The following is a 16,257-nucleotide window of genomic DNA, read 5'->3' as shown; positions in this document are numbered from 1 at the left end:
TAGACCTTACCTGCTTTGCCGAACTGCAACCAATAGCAAATATCTTTGTTTTGCCTGCTTACTCTTTGATATTGGGGAGCTCCAGCCCGTAGCCTTTCTTCCTGTCGACTACCTTAAGCACAAAACCCAAGATAAGAGCGGCGACTCCCAATCCTGCCAACATCACCAACGGCATAGTGTAATCGTAAGAGATAGCCGCCTCTTCGGCAGTAATGACTCCGTCACGCAAATCAGCCACCAATTGCGGATTAGTTTTATCGAGAACTTTACCTATAAGCAACGGGAAAAGCCATAACCCGATATTTTGAATCCAGAAAATAAGGGCATAAGCGCTGCCGATGATGTTCGCATCGACCAGCTTCGGCACACTCGGCCATAAAGAAGCGGGAACCAAAGAGAAGCTCGCCCCCAGCACAAGAATGGTAAGATAAGCGACAACAAAACCTCCAACGACATTCCCTCTAAGCTCCGGAAGAACAAAAGCAAAAATCAGATGACAGGCAATGAGCAGCAACGAACCCATGACCAGCATGGTCGCAGCCTTTCCCTTATGGTCTACATAATTTCCCAATATGGGGGTGATGCCGACAGCTAAAATAGGGAATACCGCAAATACCGTTTCCGCGCTTTGGCGTTTGTAACCCATCCAGCAGAAAAGCACCAGAGCCAAGGAGGCCAGGATAAGCAGGCCATATTTCTTCGCTTTACGCTTGGAGAAATTGCTGGCAAACGCAGCGGCCGCTACCACCAGCATGATGCAATACTGAATGACGGTCACGGTATTGGTTGCCCAAAAAGAAGAAGGATCGATTTCTTTAAAAGTCAAATTACATTGCAACATATTCACCGCATACTTTTGAAACGGGAAAATAGCCGAATAATAAAGCACGCAAAGCAATGCCACAACCCAGAAGCCTCCGCTCGAAAGTATCTTTCCCAAATCACTCACCTTGAAAGGTTCGTCTTTTTCTTCCGACTCGCCCGTTTGCATGTCCAGTTTCTTATCCATAAAATAATAAACGATGAACATGATCAGCGCAATCATCAGCAGCACGACTCCAAAAGCCACCGACCGGGAAACATCGATGTTTCCGCCTAACTTGGCAAATACGGGAGAGAATATCATACAGGTGGCCACTCCCAGCCGCGCCAAAGCCATCTCCGACCCCATAGCCAAAGCCATCTCACGGCCTTTAAACCACTTTACGATTCCGCGAGACGCTGTAATACCTGCCATTTCTACCCCACAACCGAAAATCATAAAGCCGCAAGCCGCAAACTTAGCCGAAGCGAGCATTCCTTCATAAAAAGGAGAAATACCCAGCTCATCGAATCCCGGTATATAGTTCAGATTATTGGTAAACCATCTTTCCAATCCGCTGCCAATAAACATTTCCGTTACTGCATACCAATTGATGATTGCCCCTACAAGCATGACCGCTCCGGACAGAATAGCAGTAAAACGAACTCCCATCTTATCCAAGATGATACCCGCAAAAATAAGGAAGAAGACAAATACATTAAGAAAAGTTTCAGCTCCCTGCATTGTTCCGAATGCCGTGGAGTCCCAGCCGCGGGTCGACTGCATCAAATCTTTTATAGGCGACAGTATGTCCATAAAAATATAAGAGCAGAACATGGCCGAAGCTAATAGCAACAAAGCAGTCCAACGCGCTGCGCTCGAATCTCTTAATGTTTGATGAAGTCCGTTTGTAGTTTCCATTTTATTAAATTATAAATAGTTAGTTAATAATAAATCCGGCGCAAAAAAGTAAGCGAAGCCGCAACCCGGACAGAGTTACCGCTTCGCCTATCAAATCAAGTATAACAGCTACCGACAGAAAAGCCTGAGGCTATTCTGCAACAGGCGCCGGAGTCTCTGTGGCAGGCTCTGATTGAGCGGGCACTTCGTCGGTTTTGGGAGCGTCCGTACCGGCAGGCATGTTATACGGGTTAGTCTGTTCATCTTTCTGTGCTTGTTCCAACACCACATCCTGCGTTGCCGAAGCACTCGGAAGGGCATAAGCTGCGGCAATGCTCATCACAACCATGAAAGCAGCCAGGAACCATGTCGCTTTTTCCAGAAAATCGGTAGTCTTACGCACACCCATAATTGCATTGGATGAAGAGAAACCGGAAGCCAGACCGCCTCCTTTCGAATTCTGAATCAGCACAATGAAGCACATCAACAAGGATGCTATAACCATTAAAATAATCAATAATAAGTACATCTTTAGTTATTTTGAATTAGCGTTAATAATCAATTTCTCTAAAAAACGGATTTGGTCTGCAAAGTAAGCGTTTTTTTTTGGATATTTCAAACTTAATTTTTTAATTATTTCAAGAGCTTTCGAATATCGTTGCTGTTTTATGTATATTTTAGCTAAAGTTTCAGTAAAACAGCTGTCATCCTCGTCTTCTTTCTCCACCCGATCATCTTGAATACTTTCGGCGCATGTGCTTACTTCTTTATGCACTGCAACATTCTCGTTTCCCGACTTTATTTCTTTCTCATGCACTGTAACATCATACTCCGGGTCGGCAGAAGGTTCCGAATCATTGCGCGACAATCCTGCCGAAGAATTGTCAGTTCCCCCTCTCATCGGCAAAAGAGCATCTTTTTCGCTATTCTCGATGAAATGGTCGATCAGCTCGTATCCCTTCAGCCGATGGTGCGGTTCGGCAACTTCACCCGCCGCTTCATCCTGCAACAGGTAAGCCGTATAGTCCGTACTGTAATCGGGCAAACCCGTTTGATTGGTTATTTCTTCAGGAGCGTTAGCCAAAAAAGCGTCGATCAAAGCCAACGTACGGTCGACAGAAGGTTCCTCTTCGACAGCCTCTTCAGCTGCAATATTCTCTTTTCGCGGCTGTATGGCAAAATTTCCGGCCTCGATGAGGTAAAACAGTTTTTGTCGGTCAGCCGCATACAAAACGGACTTGCGCAACTCCGTCCCAAAACTGATATCGTGAAGGAGATATAAATTTTTGAGATACAACAGGCGAAGCGTCTGGAAATAAGGATATCTCGCAAGCATATTTCGTAGCTCGTACAGCGTATCCCTATCCAGTTTTTCGGGATGCTCAATCCATTCTTGAAGGTTGGCGGAAGTCATTTAAATTAAATTACCAGTTTGCGACAGTCGCATTAAATATTTGGTCGGTTATCTCTTTGGTCATTTCGGCAATCAGAACGTCTTGCACGGCTGTCAGCAATTGCCGGGAATCGTAAGTACGGAAAGCGGTAAACTGCTGTTCGAAGTCTTCGGCATGATTCGTGTTGTTGACAAAACGAACGTTTACGGTAATCGTCAATTTGGTTTCCGAAGAATACCCGTCGGCAGATACGGCTTGGTTGTATTGATTGTAACCGGTGATTTCACCGTCAATCTGTAAGTCGGCATTTTGATTGGGCCTGACCATTTGCAAACGCGTCTGCCTGATAAAGATATCTTTTAAGTCTTCATTAAACTTTGTCGCCAAAGGAGCATACACATACTCCGACTTGATGGGAAACTCGGTAATGGAAATTGTTTTCACCTTATCGTAATTGATAGACGAGCCGTTAAACTTGTAAGACACGCTACAGGCAAAAGCCATCGACAGCAATGCCGGCAACAACAGGATATATATTCTTCTTTTAATCCAATCCATATTCTTTTATTTTTCTATAAAGGGTACGCTCCGAAATATTCAGATCTTTTGCCGCACTTTTCCGTTTCCCGTGATGTTTGTCGAGCGCCTTTCGTATCAACTCTTTTTCGGCTTCATCCAAAGAGAGAGTTTCCTCCACATACTCTTCGGTATCTTGTATATCATCGTCTTCTTCTTTCTGTACAGGATGAATAGGATGAATAATGGCCGGCATGACGGGTTGCGGGGCAATTACGGAAGCAGCCATCATTTGCCCCGTCCGTTCTCCCATCAGGTTATGCACCATCTTCTTCAATTCGGCCACTTCCTGCCGCATATCGAACAAGACCGAGTAGAGTATTTCACGTTCGCTCTCAAAACTTTTGCTTTCGTGCTTCCCCAGTAATGCCGGAAGCCGCTGGGTGTTCTGTGCGGGGAGATAGGTTTGCAAGATAGCTCCTGTAATTTCCCGGTTCGTTTCAATAATCGATATCTGTTCGGTGATATTCTTCAATTGGCGCACGTTACCCGGCCACGAATAATCAAGCAGCAAGCGCTTCGCATCTTCTGTGAGTTGAATAGCCGGCATCCGGTATCGTTCGGCAAAGTCTGCCGCAAATTTCCGGAACAACAAAAACACATCTTCGCCTCTTTCACGCAAAGGAGGCACCTGAATGGGAACAGTGTTGAGCCGGTAATACAAATCTTCCCGGAAACGTCCTTCGGCAATGGCTTGAGTGAGATTCACATTCGTAGCCGCAACAATACGGACATCTGTCTTCTGAACCTTAGACGACCCGACTTTAATAAATTCGCCGCTCTCCAACACACGAAGCAAGCGGGCTTGAGTAGGCAACGGCAACTCTCCCACTTCATCAAGAAAGATTGTTCCGCCATCGGCTTCTCCGAAATATCCTTTGCGTTCACCGATTGCTCCGGTAAAGGCTCCCTTCTCATGACCGAAGAGTTCCGAATCGATTGTTCCTTCGGGGATAGCTCCGCAATTCACTGCAATATACTGCCCGTGTTTTCTCCGGCTGTACTGATGAATGATTTGCGGAAAACTTTCTTTTCCCACACCGCTTTCTCCGGTGATCAGTACAGACAAATCGGTAGGCGCTACCTGAATTGCAATATCGATGGCACGCAACAACGCCTCGGTATTGCCAATAATACCGAAACGCAGTTTCACTTGCTGTATTTCCGTCTTTGTCATTACTATAATTATCATTTAGTGATTTGCCAAACAGGAACTCAGTCTCCCGTTCGCCTATCATTAAAACCGCCAGACCCTTAATCTTCGTCTGCCACTACATCCAACTTCAGCTTGTCGCTGTCGTCGCGTTTTTCGTAATATTGTTTCCGCAAAGGATTGGTGCGCGCTTCTTTCTCCCGCCGACGATTTCGGAACACATCGATAGCCGCATAAACAGCCTGTCGGAAAGAGTCTTCACTTGCCACTCCCTTGCCGGCGATATCGTAGGCGGTGCCGTGTGCAGGCGAAGTTCTTACAACGGGAAGCCCCGCCGTATAATTTACACCGTCGTCCATGGCCAAAGCTTTGAATGGAGCCAATCCCTGGTCGTGATACATCGCCAGAATTCCGTCGAAGTGAGAATAATTGCCCGATCCCATGAAGCCGTCGGCTGCATAAGGGCCGTAACAAAGAATCTTCTTATCCGCCAGCTCTTTCATCGCTGGGATAATGATATCCTGCTCTTCCGTCCCGAGCAATCCGCCGTCTCCGGCATGCGGATTAAGAGAGAGAACGGCGATACGGGGAGCGCCGATACCGAAATCCTGCTTCAGGCAACGGTGGAATATCATCAGTTTCTCTTGAATCAACTCCTTGGTTATGGTAGCCGCAATATCTTTCACAGGAATATGGGTGGTAACCAAAGCCATCCGGAAATCGCCTTTCATCAAGATCATCAATGCCTTGTTCCCGTTCCCTAATTGCTCCTCGATATACTCCGTATGACCGGGGAAAACAAACTCCTCCGACTGAATCGTATGCTTATTGATAGGTGCCGTCACGATTGCGTCGATCAATCCTTCGCGGTATTCTTCTATCGCGCATTTCAAAGAGTCGAAAGCAGCTTTTCCCGCCTCCGGATCGGGTTTTGAAAACTCCACCTTTACCTCATCATCCGAACAATTGACTACGCTCAAACGATTATAGGAAGCTTCGGAAGCAGAGTTGATGATACTGAAATTGGCAGACAAATCCAAAGATTTGCGATGATACGCGGCTACTTTCGGAGAACCGTAAATAATGGGAGTGCAAAGTTCCAGCATGACCGGATCTGCAAACGTTTTCAAAATAACTTCATATCCCACACCGTTAATATCTCCCTGAGTGATGCCTATCCTTATCTTATTATTTTCCATTTTCTTGTTTTTTAAGTTGTTCCCCGTCTTTTACCCCCAGAGGTATCCGACTTTGCTGAACTTCGCCGGGAAGTTTCAACGTGTAGAGAGACGCCTCCATTTGGCGAACCAGGTTTCGTTTCATTTTATCGGGTGAATAAACAAATATCTCGGCTGTAATAATCCGGTTGTTCTTACTGTCCAAACGAGTGTGAGAGACATACGGGCCGCCCATGAAGTCTCCTTTCATACGCCACAGACCGCGTACTTCCATCGTGTATTCATTGTGTACACTGATGGCACGGACATCTGTCAACAAAGAGTCGGTCATCATGTACACACCTTCTTTATAACCGGGAATATTGGCTTTCATCACAGAGTCGCGTTTCTGTATAAAAAACTTTTTGGTAAACGTATCTTTGTCGGTATACGGGTAAGAGTACATCACAAAGTTACGATCGGCACTGGCAGTATTCGTAGATACCCACAGAAAATCCACGCCTGTTTTCGAATAGCTCAACTCTGCAGGCAACCACACTTCACAGCCGAACAAACTATCTGCCTTATTCGAAATCATCGCGCTATGTTTCTTTTCCAGCAAAGATATCTGGCGATTCATCTCTACGCGTGTAAAGAAGTCGATAATGACTTGTTTGTTTTCCGCCACAAACTTGCGGAATTCTTCTTCATCGGGAGCCTGAATGGTCAAAATCATCTGCTGGGCGGCATACACATCTCTCGCAAACTTAAAAGAAGCTTTCGTATAAATATTTTGTATGTCTACTATAACAATATTACGAATCAATTTTAAAGTCGAATCATAATTTTTCGGGGCGGTATACATAATGCGGAAAGACGGTTCGGACTGAGGCAAACCCGGCACATCCGTATCGAGCACATCATGCAAAGCTCTTCCTGCAGGACGTTCCCACACATCTTGATCGACTACGACTAATATCTCAAACGGACGTCCGCTCGCAAGCGGGTTCCCGCCAACACAGGAAGCAAGCACGACGACAGCCAGAGCCAGGCTAAAAAGAGAGAAATACTTTTTCATGATGTTCGGTTTTATATGTTAATGTGATTCTTTTTTTCTTGTTTGGCTGTCGACAACATGCCGCAGGCGGCAAAGATGTCTTCTCCTCTGGAGGCGCGAATGGTAGTGAACAAGCCGTGCGAAGTCAGATAATCGCGGAAACGGGTGATTGTCTCCATATCGGAACCTTCGAGGTCAACTCCGGGTATGGCATGAAAACGAATCAGGTTCATACGGCAATCCAAGCCCCGAAGAAGCTTTAAAAGTTCTTTGGCATAGACTTGCGAATCGTTCACCCCTTTAAACATGATATACTCGAACGAGAGCCTCCGTTGCTTACTGAAATCATAGTTTTTCAGAAGTTCCACAATTTCGGTCGCCGGAAACGCTTTCTCAGCCGGCATCAGTTCCGCGCGTTGCCGGCCGACCGGAGAATGCAAGCTTATTGCGAGATGGCATTCACTCTCTTCGATAAAACGCCGCAATCCCTTCCGCAACCCTACCGTGGACACAGTGATACGTTTAGGACTCCACGCATAGCCATACGAAGCGGTGAGCACATCCAGCGCTTTCAAAAGCTCGTCTAAATTATCGAGGGGTTCTCCCATTCCCATCATCACCACATTGGTCAGCTTATCCCGTTCGGGCAGCGAATGTATTTGGTTGATAATCTGATGAGCTGTCAAACTGACGGTATATCCTTGTTTACCCGTCATGCAAAAGCGACAATTCATCTTACAGCCCACCTGCGAAGAGACGCAAAGCGTAGCACGGTCTTCGTCGGGGATATATACCGACTCGACAAAATGATCGCCGACCCTATACAAGTACTTCACCGTCCCGTCGACAGAACGCATTTCATCTACGGGTGACATTGCGCCTACCTCATAATTCTGCTTTAACAAGTTCCTGTGCTTCAACGAAAGATTGGTCATTTCATCGATTGAAACAACTTTCTTATCGTAAAGCCAGGATGCGATCTGCTTGGCGGCAAAGCCGGGCATACCCAGTCTTTTCGCTACAGACTGCAACTCTGCCAACGTCATTCCAAGGAGGGGATATTTAGACATTCTATTTTTGCTCTTTACATTTATATTGCAAATGTAAGGAAATAAAGTCGATTTCTGCAAAGTGAAGCTGCAAAAATTGGGACGAACGATAACAAAAACTTCCCTCAAAAAACACTTTTAACCTTAAACAAGAACTCGCACGTGCTGCCTATTCACGGGCGCAAAAGTAGCATATCGCAACAATCATCTGCCTACTTTTTCACATCTGTTTAATAGAACAGTTGTTTTTCCCTAAAGATTTGGGCAATCTAAAAAGACCATTATTGACCGTCAAAATCCTTTAAATATTTGACTATAAATTCAGAAAGCAAAGATAATCTTCATACTATAAAAGCAACATAATATTCGCCCATTTATTAAATGCCTATAAGGATGCTTGGAGAGTCTGCCGGACAACAATGAAAAAGAGAGTTTCTGACTCTGCAAAAAGTGTTTTTGCAGAATAAAAGAAAAAGACTGTCTATCGTTGTTACATAAGGACTATTTGTTGATGGCATTATCTTTTACAGAGAAAGTAAGGGGATTGTCCATCTTTTCTGAACACCCCCTTACTGCTCTTCCCCGATTATTTAAGAGGAACTTTTAAAGTAGTTTTAGAAAAACAAATAACGAGTATCTTTCACTTTGCCTTTCAGATACAAATCATTCATCATGCGACTGGCAAAACGTGCATGCATATTGGCCAACATGCTTTCTTCTGCCTTGGCATCAAAGGTTTCGCTGTTTTTTTCTTTACCGTACATCTGTAATACAAAGACTCCAGCATTGCCTTTAATCGGCGCACTCAATTTATCGACTTCCGCAACCGAAGCATAAGCGCCTACCAGAGGTTCGCTACTACGCAATGAAGCCACATATGCGGGAGCGGCAAAAGTCACCATTTTCAATGAATCGCTTACAGTACCCGGCATTGCTTTATATTGCTCCAATGCCGATGCATTCACGGCTTTCATATCCGCCATTATCTTCTCCGCTTTCTTGTCTTTCACTATTTCAGCTCTCAAAATCTCCTGTACATCTTTCAGCGGACGATAGCCTTCGGGGGTAACATTTACCAGAGCCACTGCCATCAAATGATCGCTTTCTCCACATTCATACAGGCCGGAAACATCGCCTGGCTTGGCACTGAACACCCATCTTAATGCTTCCTTCGTTCCTCTCACGCCTCCAATACCATGTTCAGCGCTCGAGATATCCGACCTGTCAAGCAATTTATACCCTGCCTCTTCAGCATTCGCGGTCATCTTTTCCAAGGTTGGGTTAGCAGCAATAAACTGGCTGAAATCATTATAAGCACGGTTGTATGTTTCTTTACTGAATTCCACTTTACGCTTAACCACAGCTACTTTATATTTATCTTTCACGGCTTTCTTATTAGTCACCTGTAAGATAACATCCACTTGTGCCATAGGCAGTTTTACGAGTTCGTTTACACCGGTATTGACAATAGTGGAAATAAACTTCAAATTATCTCCGTCAAGCTGGGCACCTTCGAATTGTGCAGCAGTCAACCAGCTGGACTCTCCTGTTTGTCCGTATTTCTTGGCCAATTCAACAAAATCGGCGCCGCCCTTCAAGGCTGTATAAATACTGTCTGATAAAGCTTTTGTTTTTGCGGCATCTGCAGCAATCACCTGAATTTGGCGGAATTGAACGGAATCGGCAGCAGCCCCTTTCGCCAACACCTTGAATGAGTTAATCGTATTATCCGCACCATTATAGTAAGGTCCGTATACAGATCCGATAGAAACAGAATCCAAACGCGCCGACACATCCGAAGGCAAAGCCGCCTTATTGCACAACAGATCGACATAAGGAACCTCAGATCCTGTACTACGAATAAAAGCCATATAGTCTCCTGTGGCAGCAGCCAATTGCTGCGTTGCTTCGTCTACTTCTTTCTGAATGGCCGCTTTATCCGCTGCGCTGGCAGTCACCTGAACATCCACATATTTAATATCACGTGTCTCCTGATACTGTTTGAATTGCTCTTTCTTTTTGTTATACAACTCCTTCAGCTCCGACTCTTTTACAGAGACAGCAGAATCGGCTATAGAAGAATAAGGGACAGCAGTCAACAGCAGATTATATTGATTCACTCTGCTATCGAAAGCAGACTGAGCTTCCACAGGATTAGAGAAAAGCGCTTTGGCAACCAACGTCTGATACTTCTCTGCCAAACGGCTTTGAATCAGAGTCTTTTGAATAAACGACCAGTATCTATACAACCCAGCATATTGTTCCGACGTTTGCGAATCGTTCATCCTCGAATATTCCACGAGGAATTTATTGAGCATGTCCCAATCAAACTTTCCTGTTTGCGGATTGCGGAACGGAGTCTGTTGCAACAAAGGATGAATTCCCGCCTTCAGGATATCCTGAACCTCAGCCGGAGAAACAATAAGGCCGAGGCTTTTTGCTTCTTTTTCAATCAGTTTATTATTAACATAAGAGCGCCATACCTCATCGCGCACCTGATTGGTTTGTTCATCGTCCAAAGCGTTCACACCGCGTGAAAGCTTAATCACTTCGGTATATTCTTCTATTAACCCTTGATACTCCTGAGCGGAAAGAACGTCTCCGTTGATCTCACCTACATCATGCGACTGGTGCGGCTGTGCAATCCTCCAAGCATCGCTCGCGATGAAAGCAAATAGTGCCACACCTATAACAATCACCAATAAAGGTCCTTTCGACCTGATGTTTTGTAATGTTGCCATTTTCTATTAATACGATTTATGTTTATTATTATTATTTCTTTCTTGGTCTTTTTAGCGCACGAAGATACAAAAAATGCAAATATGCGTCTATTTATTAAGCAAAAAAATCATAGATGTCGAAATTATTCCAGGACTTTAAGCCGAACAAGCTCTATTTTAGTGGCTGTCACCTTAATAATCTTAAACTGATATCTGCCTACCTGAATCAAATCGTGCAGTTTCGGCAGGCTTTGATATTGGTCTAAAATCAATCCTCCCACTGTCAGGTAATCGTCCGATTCGGGTAAATCAAGGCCGAACATCTCATTAACTTTACCGATTTCCAAACGCGCCGACAAAATGTATTCGCTTTCACCTATTTCTTTACAGATATAAGAAGTATTGTCATGTTCATCCTCTATATCTCCGAATATTTCTTCAACTAAGTCCTCCAGCGACACGATACCTGCTGTTCCTCCGAATTCGTCTACCACCACAGCAATCGTTTTTTTCTGTTGCATGAAGAGCTTCATCAGCTTATTAGCAGCCATTGTCTCGGGCACGATGGGCACATTCGTCAAGTTGTCCGGCCATTCTTTGGGATTCCGGAACATTTCCGACGAATGAATATATCCCACGATATTGTCAATATTACCATCATAAACAATAATCTTCGAAATTCCCGATTCGATAAATCTGTTCTTGAGCTCTTCAAGCGAAGCGCCCACATCCACCGCCACAATCTCCGTACGGGGTACAATACAGTCGCGTATCCTAACACTGGAAAAATCAAGTGCATTCTGAAAAATCTTCACTTCTGTATCCAACTCTTCCTCATTTTCTGCATTGTCGATACCCGCTTGAACAAAATAGTCCAGATCAATTTTACTGAATGCTTTATTAGATACTTCTTTATTTACTTTCAAGCCGAAAAGCCGCAGAAAGAAATATGACAAGCCTGAAGAAAATTTAGAAATAGGATATAGAATTACATAACAAAAGAATAAAGGAACAGCAAATACGTTTAAAACCCAATTAGGATTGATTTTAAACAATGTCTTCGGAAGAAATTCTCCTGTTACGAGAATTATTAAAGTGGAAATAACGGTTTGAATCAGAACCATCAGGAAATGATTTTCGACAACACCTGTCAGAAAAGCATCACCGATAATCTGAGCCATCAGAATACCGTAAATAACCAATGCAATATTATTCCCCACTAACATAGTAGAAATAAACTCGTTGGGATTTTTTAAAAAAGTGGAGAGGATTCGAGAGGAGACAGTTCGCTTCCGAGCCATTTCAAAACGCAACTTGTCTACTGATACAAAAGCGATCTCCATTCCCGAAAAGAACGCAGAGAAAGCCATTGTAATGATAAGAGAAAGATAAATATTCATAGTTATTTCACAGAGTCTTTTTGCAATGAATCCAGCTGAGCGTTAGGAGCTGTTTCGTCTACGTCAAAGACTCCTCCTATATTGTGGATTACATAAACAGTCATTTGCTCGTTGGAGTCAAACCCATAACCGGTAATAATCCGGTCGGGCTGCTGAATGCGTATGAACTTGTCCGAATATACTTTCCGATCGGTTTGATTCCAATACAGCAGTTCTGTATTAAAACGCTCACCTTTACGATTCTGTATATCTACACGTCCCATCAATTTCCATAACTTTTCCCGATCATAGTAATAAGCCGTATCAGCTTTGATGCTGGCCTCCACATGAAGCAAAGAATCGAATTGCTCCAAATACACTCCTTTTTCGAATGCCCAATAAGAAGGACGCTTCCTGTCATACACCAACCACTCTTCCGTTTTTATGCGATAGCGTGTCACCCCTGAGTCCGAAATAAGACTTGTCATCCCAACTGTATTCAGTACCGATAGAGAATCACGCTCGGTAATGGCAGCCCCTAAAGACTTTTTCTTGTCATTGCAGGAAGAAAATAAAAGAAGCATAACAATTCCCCCGAAGACAATTGTTATGCTCTTGCTCCTATGCAATAAACGGATACTTCGTTTTCGCAACATAAAGTTATCTAATCGTTGTAGTCTCTCCAATCCATCCGCCAATTGTAATACGGTCGCCTTGCTTATATCCCAACATAAAGAGATCTTTCGCCTGGGGAGTATGAGCAGAATATCTGCCGATCAGTCTGTTTGCCTCTTCGGCCACACTCGGATCAACCGACTTGGCTTGTTGCAGCTTATCGATCACCACAAAATAAGTACATTTATTCAATGCGGACTCATCGCTCCAGTTAGGGCTGGTTGCATACAAATTGGCTATCAAAATATAAGGAGCTCCATAGTTTCCATTGTAGCTAATTGCTTTCTGACAATATGATCTTGCTTGAGACAATTTCTTTGCAGAAGCTAAAACAGCTGCGGTTGCATAGGCCTTTTCGGCTTTGGCAGCATTGTTAGTCTCCAAATTGATTGCTTCATCAAAGAATTTTACCGCAGCATCAATATCGCCTTTCTTGAAAGCCTGATAAGCGCATCCGGTAGCGGCATCGGGAGTAGGATCCATCTTATAGACATAGTAAGATGCTTGTAAATAAGCCTCGCTATCGGTACATTTCATCATTTTCATGATATCGATTACCTTCTTCAGATAAGCCAAGTCTTTTTGATTCGCTTCTACTTTCGGAGCGTAGATAGCTTGCAAAGACTCGCAATCGGCTGTTCCGCTATTGATAAACAAAGCAACCAAGTTATCTTTGATACCTTGCAAGGACTTCTTCACATTCTCTTTTTCGGTAGAAGCCAAAGCTGCGTCTACGTATTCTGAAGCAGCCAGATAATCCTGAATAAATTGCTCTTTATGATTAGCGTCTGTTTTCAGTTTATCAAGAGACATCTGCAAGAAGTAAAAGAGAGTGGCGCCTGCCGATTCACCTTTCACTGCGTTCACCGATTCACTCAACCATTTATATGCCAGATTAACATCTATCGACGGGGCCAGAGCGATATAATCTACCGCTTTAATACCCAACGCTTCGTCTACTGAAGATACTTTAACGCCTTTTGCAAGAAAATCAGGGGTATACTTCATACGCAAATCATGCGTATTCATAAGTTCATCGAAATACTTCTTATACTCAGGCGAATTCTTATCACTAATTTGTCCTAACAATCCTTTCAAAATTTTATATCCATCGGTAAAAGTATAGAAACGGAGTGTGGGACAATTCTCCAACACTGCTTTCCAAGGAAGATATGCATCTTTAAAACTTCCTGAGCGTACAGCCTCATGAGAGATACTGCTGTTCGAATTACAGTTAGTCGTATCATTCTGTGCCGCCACAGTCGTTGTTCCTGCCGCCAGAAACAGTATAGCCACAAGCGTTTTAATTTTCATTGTATCTAAATTTTAGTTATTATTACTATATCGTCTACTTCTCTCAACTCAAATTCCAAACAAGTTACTCCACTCTACGTTTAAAGAACCAGCGTTCGTTGAACGTCAATCCGACACTTATGCGAAAAATATTCTCACTAAGCAGATTCGACTCTTTCGCTTTTATATGCACGAACTGAGCGCCGATGCTCAGGATAGAGCGTGAGCGTGGAACAGGTAGTCCTAATCCGGCAGTAACCCCATATTCCTGAGTCGCTTTTTTACCGTCGACTTTATAATAAGGAGTGGTGTAATACGCTCCTAAACGATATTTTATATGCCCGAAATAAGAACGTCCGGACGGATCGGGAATATATTCTCCTCCCAACGATATTTTGGAACGATCACAAAGATCGTACGTTGCCTCAAAATCTTTGCGTAAGGCTGCATCGTCAGTCGTTATTTTGTTTTTAACTTTCGACCACTGCTGCAGGCTGTAATCAATTCCGACAATAAAATGCCCATTATATTTATAAGTTACACCTGCTCCGAAAAAATTGGGCAATTCCATAGTTATGCCTGCACTTTTATCGGTAACGGTTCCTACTTCGGACTCTGTCGAAAGCGTAGTCACGATCTTTTGATCGCCATTCAACTCGTGTTTCGGAGAGTATACAGCTCCTACCGTCATCGAACGGTCTTTGCCCAAAGCCATCGTATACTGCAACCCAAAATCCAGCTTATAGTCCGAAACAGACAAACCGGTTTTCTTTCTATAGGAGTAAACATTCGATGACATTCCCGGATAAAACATTGTCTGCAAGCGGTCTATGTCTCCCCAGAAATAAGAAGCGTTCACCCCTAACGATAAGTTCTTTTTTATTTTCACCCCCAAGCCGCCATACATCTGGTATAAACTGCCGTTTCCTGTAAAATTACGGGCGTAGGTCAATCCATCCTTCGTCGTCCGGGTGTCAGATACATCATATCCCACATTAGAAAACGGCAACAGCCCGATACTCATTGCTAGCCAAGGGCGCAGGCGGAACTGCATAGCCAGATAATCGAAACTCGAATTCTTGGCATTCAACTTTACACCGTTATAACTGATGTTCATATTCTGTAGACTAACACCTCCTTCAAACAAGCACGTCAGCGAATCAATGGCCGTATACGAGGCAGGATTCAGCGGATTTATCTGCGCTCCGTCACGAAGTCCGAAAGCAATCCCCCCCATAGCTTTGCTGTTTCCAAAGCTTTGATCGGACAGGTCGCCGTAGCCATATCGTGTGTAGGGGGAATTTGTATTATTTTGAGCGACCACCACTCCGGTAACCATTGTGAACAGAAGCGTACATAGGGTCTGTTTAAATCCTGTCATTATTATAGTTTAAAATTCTATTTAATCCTTTCAACACTAAAAATCTATCTGCAAAGATGATACTTTTTACGCTTGTATCAAAAGAAAATTCATCTCCACCCGTTAAAAAAACCAAAAGTTCAGGATATTTATACTTCATGGCAGCAATATAACCTGCAATTTCATACTCCATTCCTTTCAGTACGCCTGCACGAATGGCCGTCTCGGTATCGTTTCCCATAGCGGGTTTCCGCCCTTCGGGCACCACCAGCGGGAGACGTCCCGTAAACTGATGAAGGGCTTTAAAACGCATCTGCATACCGGGTGAAATATTTCCGCCGTGATATCTTCCCTGGGCGTCTATAAATTCGTAAGTAATGCAAGTACCTGCATCAATTACCAGCAAGTCATTATCGGGGTATTCACCGTTTGCACCCACTACGGCAGCTATCCGATCGTAACCAAGCGTCTCGGGCGTTTCGTAAAGATTGATTACGGGCAAAGGGGTTTTATTATCGAGCCACAACAAAGGAAACGGCAGGGAAGCAAGCTGTGCCCGTAAAGTCTCGTCCAAATCGACGACAGTAGCTATAATGCCCCGCTTCACGGAATATTTCGCACAGAACGGCTTCAGAAAGTCTAATGAGCAATTAGACTCGACCAACGTTTCAACCATGCCGTCCCTGTCGAACAAAGCCACTTTTACCGTTGTATTTCCTATATCGATAACCAGATTCAAAAT

14 protein-coding genes are annotated in these 16,257 nt (G+C 43.9%); all 14 read right to left on the bottom strand.

Translation table 11 applies throughout. The annotated features are described in order from the left end of the window. Positions 1–58: 58 nt before the first annotated feature. Positions 59–1,723: an MFS transporter gene (locus GGR07_RS00360; protein ID WP_122056535.1), complete on the bottom strand. Its 1,665-nt coding sequence runs from the start codon at positions 1,721–1,723 to the stop codon at positions 59–61. A 130-nt stretch (positions 1,724–1,853) separates the two neighbouring features. Then, positions 1,854–2,231: a preprotein translocase subunit SecG gene (secG, locus tag GGR07_RS00355; protein WP_021644509.1), complete on the bottom strand. Its 378-nt coding sequence runs from the start codon at positions 2,229–2,231 to the stop codon at positions 1,854–1,856. 6 nt (positions 2,232–2,237) lie between these two features. Then, the gene (locus GGR07_RS00350) at positions 2,238–3,116 is read right to left on the bottom strand and encodes a hypothetical protein (RefSeq protein ID WP_021644510.1); all 879 of its coding nucleotides are present in this window, start codon (positions 3,114–3,116) and stop codon (positions 2,238–2,240) included. Between the two features lie 10 nt (positions 3,117–3,126). Next, entirely contained in the window at positions 3,127–3,654 is a 528-nt protein-coding gene (gene lptE, locus GGR07_RS00345) for an LPS assembly lipoprotein LptE (protein ID WP_021644511.1), read from the bottom strand. Continuing rightward, on the bottom strand, positions 3,641–4,849 hold the full coding sequence (locus GGR07_RS00340) for a sigma-54 interaction domain-containing protein (protein ID WP_027325916.1): 1,209 nt from the start codon (positions 4,847–4,849) through the stop codon (positions 3,641–3,643). The genes lptE and GGR07_RS00340 overlap by 14 nt, the downstream gene beginning before the upstream one ends. Positions 4,850–4,926: 77 nt before the next feature. After that, the gene (gene pdxA / locus GGR07_RS00335; protein WP_034542638.1) at positions 4,927–6,024 is read right to left on the bottom strand and encodes a 4-hydroxythreonine-4-phosphate dehydrogenase PdxA; all 1,098 of its coding nucleotides are present in this window, start codon (positions 6,022–6,024) and stop codon (positions 4,927–4,929) included. Further along, a complete protein-coding gene (locus tag GGR07_RS00330; protein WP_021644514.1) occupies positions 6,014–7,060 on the bottom strand; it encodes a DUF4837 family protein in 1,047 nt (348 codons plus the stop codon). Before GGR07_RS00330 ends, pdxA begins: the two co-directional genes overlap by 11 nt. Before the next feature lie 11 nt (positions 7,061–7,071). Next, the gene (gene rlmN, locus GGR07_RS00325) at positions 7,072–8,109 is read right to left on the bottom strand and encodes a 23S rRNA (adenine(2503)-C(2))-methyltransferase RlmN (protein WP_034542640.1); all 1,038 of its coding nucleotides are present in this window, start codon (positions 8,107–8,109) and stop codon (positions 7,072–7,074) included. 593 nt (positions 8,110–8,702) lie between these two features. Beyond that, positions 8,703–10,829, bottom strand: coding sequence for a peptidylprolyl isomerase (locus tag GGR07_RS00320; protein WP_122056534.1), 2,127 nt, complete (start codon positions 10,827–10,829; stop codon positions 8,703–8,705). Positions 10,830–10,951: 122 nt separating this feature from the next. Beyond that, the gene (locus GGR07_RS00315) at positions 10,952–12,208 is read right to left on the bottom strand and encodes a hemolysin family protein (protein ID WP_021644518.1); all 1,257 of its coding nucleotides are present in this window, start codon (positions 12,206–12,208) and stop codon (positions 10,952–10,954) included. A gap of 2 nt (positions 12,209–12,210) precedes the next feature. Further along, positions 12,211–12,843, bottom strand: a complete 633-nt coding sequence (lptC, locus tag GGR07_RS00310; protein ID WP_021644519.1) for an LPS export ABC transporter periplasmic protein LptC — start codon at positions 12,841–12,843, stop codon at positions 12,211–12,213. A gap of 4 nt (positions 12,844–12,847) precedes the next feature. Beyond that, positions 12,848–14,176: a tetratricopeptide repeat protein gene (locus tag GGR07_RS00305; RefSeq protein ID WP_021644520.1), complete on the bottom strand. Its 1,329-nt coding sequence runs from the start codon at positions 14,174–14,176 to the stop codon at positions 12,848–12,850. A 64-nt stretch (positions 14,177–14,240) separates the two neighbouring features. Further along, the gene (locus tag GGR07_RS00300) at positions 14,241–15,536 is read right to left on the bottom strand and encodes an outer membrane protein transport protein (RefSeq protein ID WP_021644521.1); all 1,296 of its coding nucleotides are present in this window, start codon (positions 15,534–15,536) and stop codon (positions 14,241–14,243) included. Beyond that, positions 15,523–16,254: a type III pantothenate kinase gene (locus GGR07_RS00295; RefSeq protein ID WP_034542686.1), complete on the bottom strand. Its 732-nt coding sequence runs from the start codon at positions 16,252–16,254 to the stop codon at positions 15,523–15,525. The genes GGR07_RS00300 and GGR07_RS00295 overlap by 14 nt, the downstream gene beginning before the upstream one ends. Positions 16,255–16,257 lie beyond the last annotated feature (3 nt).

It is taken from the genome of Bacteroides pyogenes (assembly GCF_014196225.1).
Taxonomy (GTDB): Bacteria; Bacteroidota; Bacteroidia; order Bacteroidales; family Bacteroidaceae; genus Bacteroides; species Bacteroides pyogenes_A.
The sequence above is the reverse complement of the archived record's forward strand: the minus strand, read 5'-3'. Positions and strand labels throughout refer to the sequence as shown.